Source organism: Dorea sp. D27 (assembly GCF_001185345.1).
In the GTDB taxonomy this organism is placed as follows: Bacteria; Bacillota; Clostridia; order Lachnospirales; family Lachnospiraceae; genus Extibacter.
Genome location: NZ_KQ236743.1, coordinates 560857 through 579431, shown reverse-complemented (window position 1 = coordinate 579431; position 18575 = coordinate 560857). Strand labels below are relative to the sequence as shown.

16 protein-coding genes are annotated in these 18575 nt (G+C 49.3%); 1 reads left to right on the top strand and 15 read right to left on the bottom strand.

Annotated features, from left to right (window positions below):
- Positions 1–18: 18 nt before the first annotated feature.
- The 15 genes from HMPREF0980_RS02750 to spoVT form a co-directional block, all read right to left on the bottom strand.
- A complete protein-coding gene (locus HMPREF0980_RS02750; RefSeq protein WP_147629771.1) occupies positions 19–741 on the bottom strand; it encodes a hypothetical protein in 723 nt (240 codons plus the stop codon).
- A gap of 258 nt (positions 742–999) precedes the next feature.
- Complete coding sequence (locus HMPREF0980_RS02745) at positions 1000–1494, bottom strand: hypothetical protein (RefSeq protein ID WP_049727598.1); 495 nt, start codon at positions 1492–1494, stop codon at positions 1000–1002.
- Between the two features lie 128 nt (positions 1495–1622).
- Positions 1623–2537: a LysR family transcriptional regulator gene (locus tag HMPREF0980_RS02740; protein WP_049727597.1), complete on the bottom strand. Its 915-nt coding sequence runs from the start codon at positions 2535–2537 to the stop codon at positions 1623–1625.
- A 15-nt stretch (positions 2538–2552) separates the two neighbouring features.
- Positions 2553–4340, bottom strand: a complete 1788-nt coding sequence (gene aspS / locus HMPREF0980_RS02735; protein WP_049727596.1) for an aspartate--tRNA ligase — start codon at positions 4338–4340, stop codon at positions 2553–2555.
- A gap of 27 nt (positions 4341–4367) precedes the next feature.
- Positions 4368–5639 carry a histidine--tRNA ligase gene (gene hisS, locus HMPREF0980_RS02730; protein ID WP_084002627.1) on the bottom strand — a complete coding sequence of 424 codons (1272 nt, stop codon included), beginning with the start codon at positions 5637–5639 and terminating at the stop codon, positions 4368–4370.
- Positions 5624–7093, bottom strand: coding sequence for a coproporphyrinogen dehydrogenase HemZ (gene hemZ, locus HMPREF0980_RS02725; protein ID WP_049727594.1), 1470 nt, complete (start codon positions 7091–7093; stop codon positions 5624–5626). The genes hisS and hemZ overlap by 16 nt, the downstream gene beginning before the upstream one ends.
- Positions 7094–7197: 104 nt before the next feature.
- Positions 7198–7818: an MBL fold metallo-hydrolase gene (locus HMPREF0980_RS02720; RefSeq protein WP_049728303.1), complete on the bottom strand. Its 621-nt coding sequence runs from the start codon at positions 7816–7818 to the stop codon at positions 7198–7200.
- 15 nt (positions 7819–7833) lie between these two features.
- On the bottom strand, positions 7834–10176 hold the full coding sequence (locus HMPREF0980_RS02715; RefSeq protein WP_049727593.1) for a RelA/SpoT family protein: 2343 nt from the start codon (positions 10174–10176) through the stop codon (positions 7834–7836).
- A gap of 36 nt (positions 10177–10212) precedes the next feature.
- Complete coding sequence (locus HMPREF0980_RS02710) at positions 10213–10737, bottom strand: adenine phosphoribosyltransferase (RefSeq protein WP_049727592.1); 525 nt, start codon at positions 10735–10737, stop codon at positions 10213–10215.
- Between the two features lie 89 nt (positions 10738–10826).
- A complete protein-coding gene (gene recJ / locus HMPREF0980_RS02705) occupies positions 10827–12587 on the bottom strand; it encodes a single-stranded-DNA-specific exonuclease RecJ (protein ID WP_049728302.1) in 1761 nt (586 codons plus the stop codon).
- Between the two features lie 71 nt (positions 12588–12658).
- Positions 12659–14821, bottom strand: coding sequence for a protein translocase subunit SecDF (locus HMPREF0980_RS02700; RefSeq protein ID WP_049727591.1), 2163 nt, complete (start codon positions 14819–14821; stop codon positions 12659–12661).
- 17 nt (positions 14822–14838) lie between these two features.
- Positions 14839–16245 (bottom strand): thioether cross-link-forming SCIFF peptide maturase, encoded by a 1407-nt coding sequence (gene scfB / locus HMPREF0980_RS02695; RefSeq protein ID WP_049727590.1) that lies wholly within the window; start codon positions 16243–16245, stop codon positions 14839–14841.
- 80 nt (positions 16246–16325) lie between these two features.
- Complete coding sequence (gene scfA / locus HMPREF0980_RS02690) at positions 16326–16469, bottom strand: six-cysteine ranthipeptide SCIFF (protein ID WP_022318610.1); 144 nt, start codon at positions 16467–16469, stop codon at positions 16326–16328.
- Between the two features lie 83 nt (positions 16470–16552).
- Positions 16553–16927, bottom strand: coding sequence for a TIGR04086 family membrane protein (locus tag HMPREF0980_RS02685; RefSeq protein WP_049727589.1), 375 nt, complete (start codon positions 16925–16927; stop codon positions 16553–16555).
- 53 nt (positions 16928–16980) lie between these two features.
- Entirely contained in the window at positions 16981–17529 is a 549-nt protein-coding gene (gene spoVT, locus HMPREF0980_RS02680) for a stage V sporulation protein T (protein WP_040434715.1), read from the bottom strand.
- Positions 17530–17715: 186 nt separating this feature from the next.
- On the opposite strand from spoVT, the gene HMPREF0980_RS02675 reads away from it, so the two are divergent.
- Positions 17716–18162, top strand: coding sequence for a GatB/YqeY domain-containing protein (locus HMPREF0980_RS02675; RefSeq protein WP_049728301.1), 447 nt, complete (start codon positions 17716–17718; stop codon positions 18160–18162).
- The last annotated feature ends 413 nt before the right edge of the window (positions 18163–18575 follow it).

Sequence of the window (18575 nt, the reverse complement as noted above, 5' to 3'; positions counted from 1 at the left end):
TGCGAAGCGTAACGACCTCTACCGTCTTGCTGTTTTTTTCTTTTTATGTACGTCAAGACGTACGATACCATGTACGCTGACTGATAGCGTGAATCCTGCACCTCCATTTTCAAAAGCCCCGGATGACGGTGTCGTACGATAGCCGAATAATACGTCCTCTGCGATATACGGTTCTTCCTGAACTTCTTCTTCCGCTTCCACACACGCTTCCTTTTCAACTTTGTCCGTATTAGCGTCTGCCTCTGCCGTTTTGGCAGATAGTTCTTCACGCGGCATTTCATTTGTCTGATCAATTACCGGAACAGGCTCATCTTGTACCGAATAATTAGCATTATCGGACATCTGCAACTCCATCTGTGCCTTTTCTTCCTTGTCGAACTTATTCCAAAGCAGATGATGGATAAGCAGTATGATAAGTATAATCCCAAGCTCCAGCAGGGCAAAGGGACTCTGAAGAAACTGAACCACCTTCCCTGCATAGGGGATATGTAACACGTAAGTTCCTAATATATCTTCCCGGTAAGTCTTATAATCATCATAGCGGTCGGCATTCTCTGCCTGTGTGTAATACCGCTCCTTACCGCTCTCATCTACTTCCTTCTTTTTAAAATAATGGGTGAAGATGACATCATCACCAAGACGGTTTACTTTAAAAGAAATGATAGTATTCTCATTAAGCTGATCCTCTTCATCAAAACTTCTGTCAACAACGAGGGAGCCTACCGGAATTGTTGGCTCCATACTGTCCGTCAAGATGACATACGTCTGAAACCCTGTTAACTCCTTTATTTTATCCGGATAGAATTTCATACAGATTATATAAGAAAAAAGTGCTATCACTATAAAAATAAATATTAAGTTTTTTAAATACAGCAATGCTTTTTTCATAAAGTGTATGCCTCAGTTTTTCTATAAAATAATATGACTAAACCTGCAAGAAAAGATACCACCTCGTGATGGTATCTTTCCTTCCATTTATTCTTGTTATCTTAATTCTTCTTATGGCGCTGCTGGAGTGTCAACCAACTCTGCGGTAACCGTTACCTTCACTTCATTATTGCTGGCCCAGTTAACAGCATCCGCCCTGTCAGCACTAACCTTCACCGAATATGTATGCTCTCCTGATGCTATTCCAGCGTCAGTATATGAACCGGTTGTCGCATCAGCAGCTTCTTTTGCTATCCCCACTGTTACTCCGGTCTTCTCCGTCGAATCATCTGCTAACACAGCCGTTAATTTCAAGTCTTTGCCTGCCGGTACATTGGCCACATTAACCTTGGTTGAGCCCGTATATACCATCGTATCTCCGGTTTCCGTTCCAGAGGCCCCAATACTAAAGTCTGATACCGTCGTCTGTATTGGTTTGTTAATCGTTACGCTCGCGGTTTGAGTATCTGAAATCTTATCCCACACTGCAAATGACCCAACCGTCGTTGCCACTATCGCCGCTGCTGTCAGCAGGCTCAATAACTTTTTCTTTCCAAATTTCCGCATATGTATTTCCTCCTCAAATAATAACAAGTTTTTTGACCTGCCTATATTATAACGAATGAAATACCTTTTGGATAATGCTTCTTCCTCATTCCTCTGTGATAAATAAAACGTATCGCAAACGCAACCGCCTAGTCTGCGTAGTTTTCTTTAATGATATCCAGGAATTCCTTTGCCTGAATGGAAAGAATTTCCTTCTTCCGCTTAATCCACATGAGCTTTTTCTCCACATCACAGTTGTTGAGCAGCAGGCTGTCGATATGCCCCTTCTTCAGCTCTTCTATCTGCCATTTTCCGCCAAATATGAACGCATCTGTACGTTTGATCATATTGACGATAGCGTGATAATTATTTATGACGATCGTATGCTTAAAGTCCATGACTCTGATATCCCCAAGCGTAATGAGCTCATTGAGGTTGGAAAAGTAGTCATAGGGGAGATGTACGTACGTATGCCGCAGCAGTTCCCTCGGTTCTATGCTGTCCATTCCATACAGCGGGCTCTTTCCGCCAACGTGCACGTACAGCGGGCTGGATGCTATCTCATGGGCTTCAAGCCCTTTGATCTCCAATATCTTGTTCAGCGCCGGGTACTGCTCCATATTCACGGCTATGATACCAATCTCTGCCTCCAGCTTGGCGACGTGGATCAGCACTTTTTCAATGGACGTCTCGTGTATGGAGATGTTGGCATGGCGTGTCTGAAGGTTTTCATAGAAGTTCAGCATAATCTCATCCTTCAGGATGATATTTCCGACAGATAAGGACAGCTTGTTCTGCATGAATTCCTTGTCCTTCAGCTTCAGTGCCTCTATCTCATTCAGCTGGTTGATGACAGACTGGGCATAATAATACAGGCTTTCCCCGGTCGTCGTAAGGCTCACGCCATGGTTGGAACGCACGAGCAGCCTCATGCCCATCTCTTCTTCCAGATTCTGCATCGCCCTCGTAAGGTTCGGCTGTGTCACGTACAGCCGGTCTGCTGCTTTACGCATGCTTTTCTGTTCCGCTATTTCCACAAAATATTTTAAATGTTTCAGCTCCATACATCTACCTGCAAGCTACTCATCAACAGTTACGGTGAGTCCAAGTTCCTTAAGCTGCTTCTCTTCCACAGCCGTCGGAGCATCCGTCATCAGATCAGAAGCATCCTTCACCTTCGGAAATGCGATGACGTCACGGATACTGTCCTCCTTAGCCATAAGCATGACAAGGCGGTCAAGCCCATAGGCAAGTCCTGCATGGGGCGGTACTCCGTATCTGAACGCATCCAGCAGAAAGCCGAACTGCTCTTGTGCCTTTTCCGGTGTAAAACCGAGCACCTCGAACATCTTGTTCTGCACTTCCTGGTTATAAATCCTGACGCTTCCGCCACCGATTTCATTTCCATTCAGCACGATATCATAAGCCTTGGCACGGACCCTTCCAGGATCTGTGTCAATGTATCCCAGATCTTCCTCCATCGGCATCGTAAATGGATGATGCATGGCCGTATAACGTCCCTGCTCATCATTCCACTCAAGCAGTGGGAATTCCGTCACCCAGAGGAACCTATATTCGCCCTTGTCAAGAAGTTCCATCTGACGAGCCAGCTCCAGGCGCAGGCTGCCGAGCACGTCCCATACCACTTTATTCTTATCAGCAGCAAAGAGAAGCAGGTCGCCGCTCTCTCCGCCCATAGCTTCTACGAGACTTGTCATCTCCTCCTCTTTCATGAACTTGGCAAAAGAAGATTTTACGGTTCCGTCCTCCTGGATTGCTATATAGGCAAGTCCTTTGGCACCATACTCTTTTGCATAGCTTACAAGCTTGTCAATCTTCTTGCGGGGCATGCTGCCCTGGCCTCTGGCATTGATTCCGCGTACCGTACCTCCATTTTCTATGGCGCCTTTGAACACGGCGAACTCACAGCCTTTCACAACATCCGTCACATCCGTAAGCTCCATGCCAAAACGGGTATCCGGCTTGTCAGAACCGAACCTGTCCATGGCCTCCTGCCACGTCATCCGAGGTATCGGAAGCGGGACTTCCACACCGAGAACTTCCCGGAACAGCTTAGAAAGCAGCCTTTCATTTACATCAATGACATCATCCACGTCCACAAAAGAAAGCTCCATATCAATCTGGGTGAACTCCGGCTGCCGGTCTGCCCTCAGATCCTCATCCCGGAAGCACCTAGCAATCTGGAAATAGCGGTCATACCCGGAGCACATGAGCAGCTGCTTAAAAAGCTGTGGAGACTGGGGCAGTGCATAAAAGTGTCCCTGGTGGATACGGCTCGGCACGAGATAGTCTCTGGCCCCTTCCGGCGTACTCCCTATAAGTACCGGCGTTTCTATCTCCAGAAAGCCTTCTTCCGCCAGAAACTGCCGGGTCAGCGTAGCAACCTGGCTCCGCATCATCATATTCCGCTGAAGATCCGGCCTTCTCAAGTCAAGGTAACGGTACTTCAGTCGTACCTCTTCCTTCGTTCTCGAATTTTCTTCAATCGGGAACGGCGGCGTCTCCGATTCGGACAAGATGCGCAGTTCGGCTGGTATGATCTCGATATCACCTGTGGCAAGGTTCTCATTTACGGCGCCGGAACGCTTTTCCACCTTTCCGGCGACTGCGACTACATATTCCGCGCGAAGCCTGGCCGCTTTCTCGATAAGGCCCGCGTCTGTGCTTCCCTCTTCAAATACTACCTGTATAATACCGGAACGGTCTCTGACATCGACAAATACGAGTCCTCCTTTGTTACGGTTCTTCTGCACCCATCCCATGACTGTGACCGACTGTCCTGCATTGGCGGCGGACAGCTCACCGCAGCGGTGTGTTCTTTTTATGCCCTGCATTGATTCTGCCATACTATAATCTCCTTATCTTCTTCTCTACTATAAGCTGTCAATGGAATCGGAATAACATTCGATGATTTCAGCGTATCCCTCAGACTCCAGCTGCTCTTTCTGAAACTTCTTATTCTTCTTCATATTCGCTATCATGACCTGAAAACCCGCTTCCCGGTCAGTCCTGGCCAGGCTAAGCACTTTGAGCATCCCTTCCCCGGACAGTTTCTTCTCCAGCAGATAAGCTTTCCGCGCTCTGTTGCCCGGCGCTTCGTAACCATGTTCCAAAAGGAGCATGACGATGCGCTCGAACCCTATGGAAAACCCACAGGCGGGTGTATCCTGCCCCGTAAACTTCCCAATCATCTTGTCATATCTGCCGCCTCCGGCTACGGATCCTCCAAAATCATCCATCGTGACTTCAAAGATAGTGCCGGTGTAATAGGACTGTCCTCTTACGAGAGTCGGATCAAACTTCATCTTAAATTCCGCCTCTTTTGCCGCTTCTACGCTGGAAATGATAAGCTCCATGCCATCAGCGGTCTCTTGGGGCAGACAGGAGCCAAGCTTTTCCCGAAGGTAAGCAATCCCCTCTACATCCGGTGATACCTCATCAAAAAGCTTCAGATAAGTGTCCACATTCTCTTTTGAATAGCCGAGCTCCTGAAGTTCAGCGGAGACTCCTTCGCTGCCAATCTTGTCCATCTTATCCAGGATGATAAAGACTTCATCATAGTCTTCCTCTTTGAACCCGCTGAATGCGGCCATTGCCTTCAGTATGTTCCTGTCATTGATACATACGGTAAAGTTCTTAAGGTCCAGTTTACCAAGCATCGCTGTCGTGGCCAGAATGAGCTCTATCTCAGCCAGATTACTCTGTTCTCCCAGAATGTCGATATCGCACTGCATGAACTGGCGGAAACGGCCTTTCTGGGGACGGTCGGCCCGCCATACGTTGCCAATCTGCATCGCCTTGAACGGAGATGGCAGTTCATTCGCATGATTTGCATAATATCTTGCAAGTGGTACGGTCAGATCATAACGAAGGCCCCCGTCCACAAGATCATTTTCTTCATTTGCCTGTTCTATCTTAAGCTTTTCCCCGCGTTTTAATATCTTGAAGATTAGCTTCTCGTTGTCTCCGCCCTGTTTGCTGCACAGATTCTCTATATGTTCCACACAGGGGGTTTCCATGGAAGAAAAGCCATATGTCTTATACGTCTCCTTAATCAGCTGTATGACATAATCCCTGATTTCCATTTCTTTGGGAAGCATGTCCTTCATACCTGTAACCGGTTTTTTCTTTAACGCCATAACCATTCTCCTTTACGTTCTATCATCTCGCCGATACGCGCGATATAGGCGTCAACTGCCTTGACGTTTTCGATGCGTATCAGATTCGTCTCCTTATCGTTATTAACGCCCGGCAGCCCGGCAGCCTCCCTCAGTACAATCTTCGTGGATGCACCTGCACCTGCGGCGATAATGGATTGTTTTTCCTCCATAATAAGTATATTGTATATTCCTGCTTTGTCAACCTTTGCATAGCCAACATTTTCAAAATTGCCCGCAATATTCTTCTGACGGTACAGATAATATGGCTTGAGCTTCATTCGACGGGCGCTTTCAGCGGCAGCCCGGATCATCCGTGTCATATTTGCCGCCATATCCCCGGCATCTTTGTCCAGCGCTTTCACGTAGCCGAGCGCACTCTGCTCCTGCCCCATCAGCGCCGCCCGCTTGATGGCAAGAGAATGCACTGTCAGGCTGTCCGGTGCCAGAGCTTCTGTCTGCTTGAGCGTATCGTACACATCTTCCGCGGTCTCACCCGGAAGGCCCGCTATGAGATCCATGTTGATATTGTCAAATCCAGCAGTCCTTGCCATCTCATAAGTCCTGACAACGTCTTCCACCGTATGGCGCCGCCCTATGAGATCGAGCGTCTTCTGCTGCATGCTCTGCGGATTGATGGACAAGCGGGTGACATGATGCCGGGACAGCACGTTGAGCTTCTCTGCCGTGATGCTGTCCGGGCGTCCCGCCTCCACCGTATATTCCAGAAGATGATCCATGGAAAAGTTCGTGCCTATGCAGTCCAGGAGCCGTTCCAGCTGATGTGCGGTCAGCGTAGTCGGCGTCCCTCCGCCGATATATATCGTGTTCAGCTTCTTATGGGCGGACGCTCTGCCGATATAGGCCAGCTCTTCCATCAAGGCATCCAGATAGTCCTCTACCCTGTCCTTCCACGCTTCCAGCGGGCCGGAGCTGAACGAACAGTACGTGCAGACAGACGGGCAGAACGGAATGCCGACATACAGGCTGTACCCGTCCACACAGTCAAGCCTGCCAAGAAGCTCCTTCTCACGTCCTGCAATCTCCCACGCAAGCCGCGCCTTCTCCCTGTCCACATAATACTGCTCCATAAAGAAACGTAAGAACTCTTCCTCGTGCATTCCCTCTTCCAGCTTCTTCATGGCAATTTTCGTCGGACGCACTCCGGTCAGAAGCCCCCACGCAAGGGAGCGCCCGGTAAGGCGCTCAAGCCTCTTATACAGCTCTCTGTCTATATAACGCTTCCGCGCCTGCCGATCCGCAGACTGGGGCAGCTCCTCCCGTCCCATCACAAGAACCGTGCCATCCGGCAGCATGACCCGTACCGCATCCTTGCGATCCGCTTCCACATGCTGATGCACCTTCTCTTCCGGAAAGAACGCCTTCGTGATATGATACACATTGTATGTATACAGTTCATCACTGCAAAAAATCTCAATCATAAAAAACCTCACACTCTCATTTAGGTACAGGGCAAAATGCATTCCGGTACAGGGTGAAATGCAATTTGGGACGTAACCCTTTTGAAAAGTGTTACGTCCCCTTTTTATAGAAATGGATTGTTACTTTTCTCGTAACCGATCGTCGTCTCGCCCATATGCCCCGGGTATACGAGCACTTCATCCGGCAGTACCATCAGCTTTTCTTTGATTCCTCTTACCAGATCTGACATGCTGCCGAGCGGAAAGTCCGTCCTGCCGACAGAGCTCTGGAACAGCGTGTCTCCGCTGAACAGTATCTTTTCAACCTCGGCATAGTAGCACACGCCGCCGGGTGTATGACCGGGTGTGTGCAGCACTTTGAACTCGAATCCCGCCGCTTGGATCGCCTGCCCGTCTTGAATATATGTGCCCATGCCAAACGTATAGCCTGACGTGTAGACGACGGACTGGTTCAGTTCCGGATCCGTCATGAGCTGTTCGTCATCTTTATGTACGTATACCGGCACATGAAATTCCTGAAGAAAGCCGTCAAGGCCCATAATGTGATCGAAATGCCCGTGTGTCAGAAGGATGGCCTCTATCTCAAGCCCCTCGCTTTTTATATGCCCCATCAGATAGGACGGGCAGGCTGCCGGGTCTATCACGACAGCCTGTCTCGTCTCTTCATTGATGGCCAGATAACAATTGGTGCTGATAATTCCTGTAACAAATTTTTCTACTTTCATGTAATCCTCTCTCATTTAGCCTGTTGTCCGCTCTATATCTATGACTCCTTCGAGCTGGCGCAGTTTCTTTACCATCATATCCAGCTCTTCCCTTCCGTGTACGATAAATCCTGCCTCAATCGTGGCCGTCCCCTGCTTGCTCGTACGAACGTTCATAGACTTCACATCGACAGTCGCCTCGGTAAATATCTTGGACATCTCCATGAGGAGCCCCTGCCGGTCATGGGCATACATCTTGATTTCCGCCAGATACTGTCCGCCGTTCTGCTCCGCCACTTCGCTTTCCCACTCCGCATCTATGAGCCGTGCCCGTTCTCCTTCGGTCAGATGTATCATATTGACGCAGTCTGTCCTGTGGATGGAAAGACCCCGTCCGCGGGTCACAAAACCTACAATCTCATCACCCGGCACCGGGTTGCAGCATCTGGAAAAACGGACTGCCATATCATCGATACCTTTGACTACGATTCCGCTCTTTGATTTGGCGATATGCACCTTATTCTTGGATGCTTCCGCCACACGCTCCAGAACAACCTCGTCGGTCATCTCCTGCTTGTGCTCCTTGCCATACTCTTCCACGAGCCTGTTCACGACCTGGCCTTCTTTCAGCCCTCCGTGGCCGATAGCCGCCAGCACAGATTCCCAGTCTTTGAAGCCGTATTTCTTCTGCACGATCTCCATATATCTGGAGTTCATGATATCACTCTGTGTAATCGCTTTTGCCTTGCAGTAGGAGGCAATCATCTCCTTGCCCTTGACGATATTGCTCTCCTTGAACTCCTTCTTGAACCACTGGTTGATCTTATTCTTCGCCTGAGTGCTCTTGACTATACCAAGCCAGTCACGGCTCGGTCCTCTTGAATTCTGGGAGGTCAAGATCTCTATCCTGTCCCCGTTCTGTATCTTATAATCTATATTGACGAGCTTCCCATTGACGCGGGCTCCTACCATCTTGTTGCCGACTGCGCTGTGGATTGCATAAGCAAAATCTATGGGCGTGGAACCGTTTGGAAGATTCTTCACATCCCCCTGGGGGGTAAAGCAGTACACATCCTCGGCAAACAGATCCAAATCGCCTTTGAGGAGATTTAAAAATTCCCGGTTGTCGGACATATCTCTCTGCCATTCGAGAATCTGCCTGAGCCAGCTCAGCTTTTCTTCTTCCTGCGCCTGCACGCTCTTTTTGCCATCGCTGGACTCTTTATATTTCCAGTGGGCTGCAATCCCGTATTCTGCAGTCTTATGCATCTCCTCGGTACGTATCTGAATCTCGAAAGGCTGCCCGACCGAGCTCATAAGCGTCGTGTGGAGCGACTGGTACATGTTCGGCTTCGGCATCGCTATATAGTCCTTGAACCGCCCCGGTATCGGCGTGTACATTTCGTGTATCACGCCAAGCGCGGCATAGCAGTCCTTCACAGAATCGACGATGATCCGCACGGCAAACAGGTCATATATCTGGTCTACCGTCTTATCCTGGTTCACCATCTTCTTATATATGCTGAAGAAATGCTTGACACGGCCGTTGACATCCGCCTTGATGTTGGCATTCTTCATATGTGTGGACACCTCATCTACAATCTGCTGTACAAATTCCTCCCGCTCCGTCTTCCTGGAATTGATCTGATTCACCAGGTCAAAGAATACTTCCGGCTGAGAATACTTAAGCGCCAGGTCGTCAAGCTCCGTCTTAATCTTGGAGATACCGAGCCTCTGGGCAATGGGGGCGTAGATATCCATCGTCTCCTTTGCCTTTTCCTTCTGCTTAGCCGGTGTCATAAACTGCAGCGTACGCATATTGTGCAGACGGTCGGCGAGCTTGATGATGATGACACGGATATCTTTCGCCATGGCAAGAAACATCTTCCTCAGATTTTCCGCCTGTACTTCCAGCTTGTCAGAAGAATAGGACAGCCGTCCCAGCTTGGTAACACCGTCCACAAGAAGCGCAACTTCCTCTCCGAAGTCCTTTTTTATCCTTTCCTCCGAAACAGACGTATCCTCCACGACATCATGGAGCATCCCTGCGGCAATCGTCTCCTTGTCCATCTCCAGATTCGCCAGTATGATGGCCACCCAGAGCGGATGGACGATATACGGCTCCCCGGACTTGCGGCACTGGTCACCGTGCGCCTTCTGGGCCGTCTCATACGCCTTCTCTATCATGGATACGTCCGTCGAAGGATGGTACTTCCGGATACGGGCAATTAACATGTCATAAAGCTGGTCCGGGTTCTCATAGTCTCCGGGAGCCTTCACGGCATGCCCGTCCACAATCTCAAGTCCTTTCGAGATTTCATCTGCGATCGATTCCGGTGCGATCCGGTTCTCAGACTCATATATCGTTTTCTCTGACATATTAACGCCTCCTTCCTCTTCATAATTTATATCTGTCTATTTGCCCGGATAAGCTATCACGGATTCCACATCATAACCCTTCAGCCGCTTTCTTCCTTCCAGACCGGATAGTTCCATTAGAAATACCGTCTTTACCACTTCACCGCCCAGACCTTCCACGAGCTTTATCATCGCCTCGTTCGTTCCTCCTGTGGCAATGAGATCGTCTATGATGACGACCTTCTGTCCTTCCTTGATTGCATCCCGGTGCATCTCAAGCTCCGCAGTTCCATATTCCAGATCATACCGGATAGAGACCGTCTCACATGGCAGCTTGCCTTTCTTCCTGATAGGGATGAACGGTTTATGCAGATTATATGCAATAGGGACGCCGAAGATAAATCCTCTGGACTCAGGCCCCACGATTACGTCAAAATCCACCCCGTCCAGCTTGCCCTGCATCAGGTCGACCGCGAGATGCAGACCGTCCGCATCCTGGAGCACGCTGGTAACATCTCTGAAGATGATACCCTGCTCCGGAAAATCCGGTATGCTTCTTACATATTCTTCTATTGGTTTCATGACACCCTCTCCATTCTCTCACATAAATACAAAAACAGTATAACATTAGTTTATGTTATTTTCAAACAATTCTATACACTTTAGACAGCTTACTGGTAATGCGTGACAACAATCTGCATCGTACGGTTTCCCATGTACTCGTTCACTTCCGGATAATACGTGACGGACAATGTAATCCCGCTCGACTGCCGGTTCAGGAACTGCTTCAGCGCGGCTTTGCCATAGTGTTCCTCCAGATAGGCACACAGCCGGCTGATATCACCGAAATACACCGCTTCAACCTCACTGCCCCGGCCGTCTCGCAGGCGCATCTTCAGCACATTCTTATTCCTCCCATATATCTGGCCCCCAAGCAGTTCCACCTTTCTGGCAGCAAATACAGGCTTCGTATTTCCCTTTCCATAAGGCTCCAGGTATCTAAGTTCTCTGACAATATCCTCTGTGACACAGGAAAACGGCAGCTCCATATCGATAACCACCTTTTCCCTCATATCATTCTCCTCCAGCGTACAGTTCTCATTCAACATCGTGCGGAACCGATCCACATCATCTCTCCTTAAAGAGAATCCCGCAGCCAGCTTATGTCCTCCGTACTTCGTCAGCAGTTCTCTGCATGCGGCAAGCTCCTCATACATATGGTAGGCTTCTATAGAGCGGCCGGAACCTTTTACTCCATCCTCCGCATCCGTCATGACAAAGGCAGGACGGCAGTAGCGCTCCCGCAGGCGCCCGGCTACGATTCCCGCCAGGCTTTCATGGCAGTCCGGCAGATATACGGCCAGCACGCGGTCTCTGCCGAGAGATGTCGTATCTATCATATGTACCGCCTGGTCCACCGCGGCGGCCGTCATCTCCTTGCGGCTGTCATTCAGCGCCTTCAGATCCCCCGCCAGCATATCCGCTTCCTTCTTGTTCTTCGCACAGAGCAGGTCAAGGGCACGCTTCGCCGTATCCAGACGCCCTCCTGCATTCAGGCATGGTCCGAGGACAAAGCCGATATGGTACGTATTCAGCTTCCTTCTGTCTACCCCGGTACAGTCGATCAGGGAGCTAAGACCCGGATTGACGGTTCTTCTTAGCCGTTCCAGCCCTTCCCTGACGAGAATCCGGTTTTCGTCCTCCAGCTCCATCACATCGCCAACCGTGGCAACCGCCACATTTTCCAGAAGGTCATCCAGGTCATCCGCTTCATTTCCTATGGCCTCATACAGCGCTTCTATGAGCTTATAGGCGATTGCCGCCCCGCACAGCCCCTTGAACGGATAGCTGCAGCCCGGCTGCTTTGGATCCACGACCGCATCCGCAGGCGGTAGCAAATGATGCTTCTCACCGCCCTCTTCTTCATATGGCACTTCATGATGGTCCGTCACGATAACCGTCATGCCGAGGCGTCTGCCATAGGCAATCTCCTCACTGGCCGCGATGCCGTTATCACACGTCACTATCGTGTCAATTCCATCTCTGTAAGCTCTCTCAATCAGTTCTATGTTCAGTCCATATCCATCTTTAATACGGTCCGGGATGTCACTGTCTACATCAGCACCCGATCTTCCCAGGCCCTTCAGCAGGATATACGTGGCACTCACACCGTCTATGTCATAATCTCCGATAATACGTATCTTTCTGCCCCCGTCTATCTTCTCCCGAAGTATTTCTACCGCCTTGTCCATATCCTTCATGAGCATTCCGTCATACAGATCGGTAATCGTCCCGTTGAGATACCGGCGTACGGCCTCCGTTCCAACCACGTCCCGATTTCTGATCAGGCAGGCCAGCCTCGGGCTGATTCCGAATTCTTTCCCGATAGCTTCAAAATCTGCTCCTTTTCTGAGCAGCACCCACTGTTCCATCCTCTTTCCCTCCACTGTAAACAGCCACAGCCATATAAATATGGCCATGGCTGGTATACTGTACCGCTCTTTTATTTCTTCTTTGTATTTGTCGTTTTCTTCCCAAGCTTTGTCCGCATGACATACCAGAGCGCACCGGTGATGCATACGGATGAATAAGCGCCGCATATGATGCCGACCATGAGTGGAAGCGCAAATTCACGGATAGAACTCACGCCCATCACGAACAGCACGGCCACCATGACAAATGTGGTGAGAGAAGTGTAGATGCTCCGGGTCAACGTCTGCGTGATGCTCTTGTTCACCACCTCCGCAAGCTCTGTCGCTTTCGTCTTCAGCCTCAGTTCCTCACGGATACGGTCAAATATGACGATGGTGGCATTGATCGAGTAACCTACAATCGTAAGCATACACGCGATAAATGTATTTCCGACCGAAATCCTGGCCGCAGCATAGAAAGCCAGCACTACGAGCACATCGTGCAGAAGCGCGGTGACAGCGCTTGCCGCAAAACGGATATCCTTGAATCTGAACCAGATATAGATCAGCATGAATATCGTGGCTACGATAACCGCCATGATGGCATCCTGCCTCATCTCATTACTGATGGTCGAGCTGATATTCTCTGCGGTAATGAGCGACTCGTCCACCTTAAAATTGTCGGCAAGCGCCTTGTTCAGCGCCTCACGCGCATCCAGGCTGAGCGTCTTCGTCTTAATGATAACCTGATTCGTGTCCGCAACCTTCTGCGTCTGGACATTGGCATCCCCGGTCACTTCTTCCACGACAGGTACAATCTCTTTATCTATCTCTTCAATCGTATATTCTTTGGTAAATGTAACATTTGTCGACGTCCCGCCTTCAAACTCCAGGCTGTATGCAAATGCTCCCTTTCCTTTTGAACCATTTACGCCCATGAACACGAAGCCAAGGATGACGACCGCCAGCGACAGGGCAAAGAACCATTTCTTCCTGCTGAGGAAATCAATGGGTTTCCTTTCCTTCCTCGGACGGTAATACAGCTTCTCTTTCCTGAGCCCTACCGCATAAAATGCATACACGATCATCCGTGTAATGACAAGCGCCGTAAACATGGATACGATGATACCGATGGCCAGCGTCTGGGCAAAGCCCTTGACGGAGCCTGACCCCTTAAACCACAGTACCGCCGCGGCGATGAGCGTCGTCACATTGCCGTCCACGATGGCAGACATGGCCTTTTGGAATCCTGTCTTAAGGGAATTGCGCACGCTCTTGCCCTTGGACATCTCTTCCCGCACACGGGCAAATATAATGACATTGGCATCCACTGCCATACCGATGCTGAGGATGATACCTGCGATACCCGGCAGAGTCAGCGTGACATTGAACGCATTCAGAATCACGAGCACGAGCCCTGTATAGATTATGAGGGCAAGGCTGGATGCGAGACCTGGCAGCAGGTATACGCATATCATAAAGATAAATACGATAGCAAGGCCGATGGCACCCGCTTTCAGGCTTGTACTGATTGCCTGCTCTCCAAGCTGTGCGCCGACCACGTTGGAACGCAGCTCGGTGAGTTCCAGCTTCAGTCCACCGATACGGATGGTGGACGCAAGGTTCTCCGCCTCTTCATAGCTGAAATTACCGGTGATATATGCCTGTCCCCCGGTGATTGCCGTCTGCACCGTCGGACTGCTGATCGTCTCACCGTCATAGATGATAGAGATAGGCTTGCCTACGTTCGCCTCTGTCGCTTCGGCAAATTTCTTCGTCCCTTCCTCGTTCAGGTCAAGCTCGACGCTGTATTCCTTATTGCCCATATCGTCTTCGCCGGCGCGGGCGCTAGCAGTCTTTACATCAGAACCAGTTATGACCGTCTCACCGTCCTGCGTCTGAAACTCCAGGGAACCTGGTTTTCCTAGTTCATCCAGGATAGTATTTGCATCGCTTACACCAGGAATCTCGATATTAATCCTGTCGTCACCTTCCTGATATACGTTCGCCTCCGTACTGTACTGTTCCACACGCTTTTGAAGCTTGTAGATCGTATCCCGCATCTCTTCCTCTGACGGGTTCTTGTCTTTTACCTGATAGGTGATGCTGACCCCGCCCGCCAAATCAAGGCCGAGCTTAATATTTTCCGCAGAGCCGGTCTTGCCCTTACCGAATCCTGCCACTGTCGTAAATGCGAGCAATGCTATGAGAGCCGCCGTCACGACAAGACTAAGTATGCCTTTACTCTTCTTCATGGTCTACTTCCTTTCTCTTATCCTTCCGAATCTTCCTCTGCCAGCGCCGCCTTCATCATAATCGCGCACTCTACACGTTTGCGCTGCATCTCACAGCCAACCTCATACGTATCGTGGATCGTACCGTGGAAATTATAGGCATTAGCCATACAGCCGCCGCTGCAGTAAAATTTTGCAAAACAATTCTTACACTTTTCTTTGGAATATACGTTGCAGCTCCTGAATTCATCTGCAATCTCCGGTCTGACGATTCCTTCCTCTACATTCCCCATCAGGAATTCTTCCTGTCCTACGAACTGATGACACGGATAGAAGTCCCCCCATGGGGTCACCGCCAGATATTCCGTTCCGGAACCGCAGCCTGACAAGCGTTTCGCCACGCACGGTCCACCGTCTAAGTCTATCATAAAATGAAAGAAATTAAAACCTTTTCCTTGCTTTTCACGGTCAATCATAATCTGTGCCAGCCTGTCGTATTCCCTCGTGATTGCCGGTATGTCTTCTTCCCTGATCGCGTACGGGTCCGTCTCTTCTCCCACGACCGGCTCAATGGACATCTGCCGGAAGCCCAGATCGGCGAAATGCAGGATATCCTCCGCAAAATCCAGGTTATTTCTTGTAAATGTACCTCTTATGTAATACTTTTCCTGGTTTCTGCTCCTGGCCAGTTTCTGGAACTTCGGGACAATCAGGTCATAACTGCCTTTCCCGTTTCTGAACGGGCGCATCTCATCATTGACCTCCTTGCGTCCATCCAGGCTTAGAACAACATTATCCATTTCTTTGTTCACAAATTCCTGTATTTCGTCATTTAAAAGTACACCGTTCGTCGTCACGGTAAAGCGAAAACGCTTGTCATGTATCTTCTCCTGGCCGCGGCCGTAAGCCACAAGGTCTTTCACCACCTGCCAGTTCATGAGCGGCTCGCCGCCGAAGAAATCCACCTCCAGATTATGTCTGCTGCCGGAATTGGCTATGAGGAAATCCAGCGCCTTCCTGCCCACTTCATAGCTCATAAGAGCGCGTCTTCCGTGATATTCTCCCTCTTCCGCGAAGCAGTATTTGCAGGCGAGGTTGCAGTCGTGTGCAATATGCAGGCAGAGCGCCTTGACGACCGTCTTCCTCTTCTTCACTTCCTCAATCAGACATTCATGTGTATCCGGCGTAAACAGCCTTCCCGCCTCCGTCAGCTCCACGACATCCGCAAGCGCCTCTTCTATGTCCTTCGCATCGTATGCCCCGCTGAGCTTCTCCTTCAGTCCCGCCAGCGTATCTGGAGCCTTAAGGCGCTCTGCCGTCTGGGTTTCCGGTGCCCCCTCAAGCTCTGCTATCACATCGTAGCACAGCCCGTCGACTACGTGTACTGCCCCGCTGTTCACATCAAGGACTATATTATATCCATTGTTTTTATACTGGTGAACCAAACTGTATATCCCCCTTTTTCAAACAACAAGAAACAGCGACCCTTAAGACCGCTGTCCCGAGTATTCCGTATGATGTTTCATTATTTCTTCTGTTCGCACGTCTGGTTTCCTACGGTGCAGGATGTCTTACATGCTGACTGGCAGGATGTCTGGCATTCTCCGCATCCGCCTTTTTTAACTGTATTATTCAAAGTCTGTGTATTCAATGTCTTCACATGTTTCATGTCAATATCCTCCTTACGTTTGCTTAACTTTTGTTATTATAACATAAGCAATATGTTTTTGGAAGTATTTTTCCGGCTGTTTTTTATGAAATCATTCCGCCCACCATGCCCCCGCCGGCACAGAGAATAAACGTCGTTATGAGGTTCGCACCGTTTCCGTTCAGCGTATGGTACACTCCGAGCGTAATCAGAAGCAGAAGTGCAAAATATCCGATTCCCAGGCCAAGTCCCCACACAAACCTGCGCACCCTTGCAAGCTTCCCGATAATGATGCCTCCGATAAGCGTAGCCATGACATAGATAGCCACAATGCCGGCCGATACCGCTTTTTCATTCAAGTCCATCTTATACAGCAGCACAGTCAGCACCAGAAGCATAATTCCGGTGACGATATAAGAAGCAAGCAGTGACTTTAACACCCACATGACTTTTGAATCTTTCTGAATCCGTCTCTCCATCTAATCCCTCCTCGTCTATCACAAGGTATGAATCAGATTACGGATTTATGCCATTATTGTTCCATCTGTCTGCCTAAAAAACCTGCCGCGCAGGCAGCCATCTTCTGTTCAAGTTCTGAAAACTTCTTTTTGCTCTCTTTCGTCAGGAAGATGACTCCGCCGATGACGTCGCCTTCACATACGATTGGGTGGATTACCTGATAATGATATTCATCGTCCTGGTCATTTATCGTCTTCATGAACTTCTTATCTCCGGCTGCCGCCAGAATCGGATTTCTTTCTTCCAGCGCTTTTTCCAGCTGCTTGCTGATATATTTGTCCTGGAAATCTTTCTTCCCGCCTCCGGCTGATGCCACAATCTGATCCATATCGCTTACGCACACAAGGCAGCCCATCGTCTGGGCAAGGCTTTCCGCATATTGCCTTGCGAAAGCAGACAGCTCGCCTATCGGAGAATATTTTTTTAAGATAATCTCACCTTCCCGGTCCGTAAATATCTCCAGCGGATCCCCTTCCCGTATCCGTAAAGTCCTTCGTATTTCTTTGGGAATCACTACTCTTCCCAGATCGTCGATTCTTCTCACTATTCCAGTTGCTTTCATGTCCTTATGTTCCCTCCATTTATCTTGATTGGCAGATAAATGTATTATCTGTTAAAAGCAGGAAAAACATACATGCCGCATAAGAATAATATGCTTGCCGTTTCAAGAGATACCGTCTTGAAAATACGTTCTTTGTATACTATTATATCTTATAGGGACAGAAAAATTAAAAACGGAGGAAATAATATGAGTAAAATCGAACAAGTAAGAAGTGACATGGTACGTGCTATGAAAGCGGGCGATAAGGAGACGAAAGAGACATTGTCCATGCTGCTGGCTGCTCTTAAGAATAAAGCGATAGACAAACGTTCCGACCTGACGGAAGAGGAAGAGACGCAAGTCATCCTAAAGGAAATAAAGCAGACAAAAGAAACACTTGAGATGACCCCTGCAGACCGCACGGAAATCATAGACGAGTGCAACAAACGTCTGGCTGTTCTGGAAGGGTATGCTCCGAAGATGATGGACGAAACCGAAATCAGGGAAATCGTGGAAGCTACACTGCAAGAACTCGGTATCGAATCCCCGACAGCGAAAGATAAGGGAAAGATTATGAAGTCTCTCATGCCAAAAGTAAAAGGCAAAGCAGACGGCAAGCTCGTCAACGAAATCGTAGGAAGCTTCTTTCAATAAATGGGGGTTTAGTAAATTAGGACGCCGCTGGGGAGGCAGGGGGCATCTGCTTTACTGGCACGGGCGGGGACGGCTGTGTGACGTTACTGGCGGTCGGAAGGAATTTATCTGTGCCGGTATATTAATAAAAAAGCTGAGCGAGTGAAAACCTTTGGCAAAATGGAATTATAATTATAATGAGGAAGAGCCGGAATCAGGTACAGGGCTGTTATGTGAGATAACATCCCCTACCTGACTCCGGCTCTTCCTGCAGCAACGGCGTGTACGCCACGCTGCAAACGTTTAACTGCGATAATATACAACGTTTTAAACTGTATGTGCTGTATACACTAAGCTTGCTACCATTTTCCATCTAGCTGACGCAGCCAGCGTTCATCCGCTGTCCAGTAACGTTACACAGCCACTCTCGCCCT

Excerpts from the sequence above, each read along its gene's own strand:
- HMPREF0980_RS02750 (WP_147629771.1), bottom strand. The coding sequence starts at position 741 with ATGGAGCCAACAATTCCGGTAGGCTCCCTCGTTGTTGACAGAAGTTTT.
- HMPREF0980_RS02745 (WP_049727598.1), bottom strand. The coding sequence starts at position 1,494 with ATGCGGAAATTTGGAAAGAAAAAGTTATTGAGCCTGCTGACAGCAGCG.
- HMPREF0980_RS02740 (WP_049727597.1), bottom strand. The coding sequence starts at position 2,537 with ATGGAGCTGAAACATTTAAAATATTTTGTGGAAATAGCGGAACAGAAA.
- aspS (WP_049727596.1), bottom strand. The coding sequence starts at position 4,340 with ATGGCAGAATCAATGCAGGGCATAAAAAGAACACACCGCTGCGGTGAG.
- hisS (WP_084002627.1), bottom strand. The coding sequence starts at position 5,639 with ATGGTTATGGCGTTAAAGAAAAAACCGGTTACAGGTATGAAGGACATG.
- hemZ (WP_049727594.1), bottom strand. The coding sequence starts at position 7,093 with ATGATTGAGATTTTTTGCAGTGATGAACTGTATACATACAATGTGTAT.
- HMPREF0980_RS02720 (WP_049728303.1), bottom strand. The coding sequence starts at position 7,818 with ATGAAAGTAGAAAAATTTGTTACAGGAATTATCAGCACCAATTGTTAT.
- HMPREF0980_RS02715 (WP_049727593.1), bottom strand. The coding sequence starts at position 10,176 with ATGTCAGAGAAAACGATATATGAGTCTGAGAACCGGATCGCACCGGAA.
- HMPREF0980_RS02710 (WP_049727592.1), bottom strand. The coding sequence starts at position 10,737 with ATGAAACCAATAGAAGAATATGTAAGAAGCATACCGGATTTTCCGGAG.
- recJ (WP_049728302.1), bottom strand. The coding sequence starts at position 12,587 with ATGGAACAGTGGGTGCTGCTCAGAAAAGGAGCAGATTTTGAAGCTATC.
- HMPREF0980_RS02700 (WP_049727591.1), bottom strand. The coding sequence starts at position 14,821 with ATGAAGAAGAGTAAAGGCATACTTAGTCTTGTCGTGACGGCGGCTCTC.
- scfA (WP_022318610.1), bottom strand. The coding sequence starts at position 16,469 with ATGAAACATGTGAAGACATTGAATACACAGACTTTGAATAATACAGTT.
- HMPREF0980_RS02685 (WP_049727589.1), bottom strand. The coding sequence starts at position 16,927 with ATGGAGAGACGGATTCAGAAAGATTCAAAAGTCATGTGGGTGTTAAAG.
- spoVT (WP_040434715.1), bottom strand. The coding sequence starts at position 17,529 with ATGAAAGCAACTGGAATAGTGAGAAGAATCGACGATCTGGGAAGAGTA.
- HMPREF0980_RS02675 (WP_049728301.1), top strand. The coding sequence starts at position 17,716 with ATGAGTAAAATCGAACAAGTAAGAAGTGACATGGTACGTGCTATGAAA.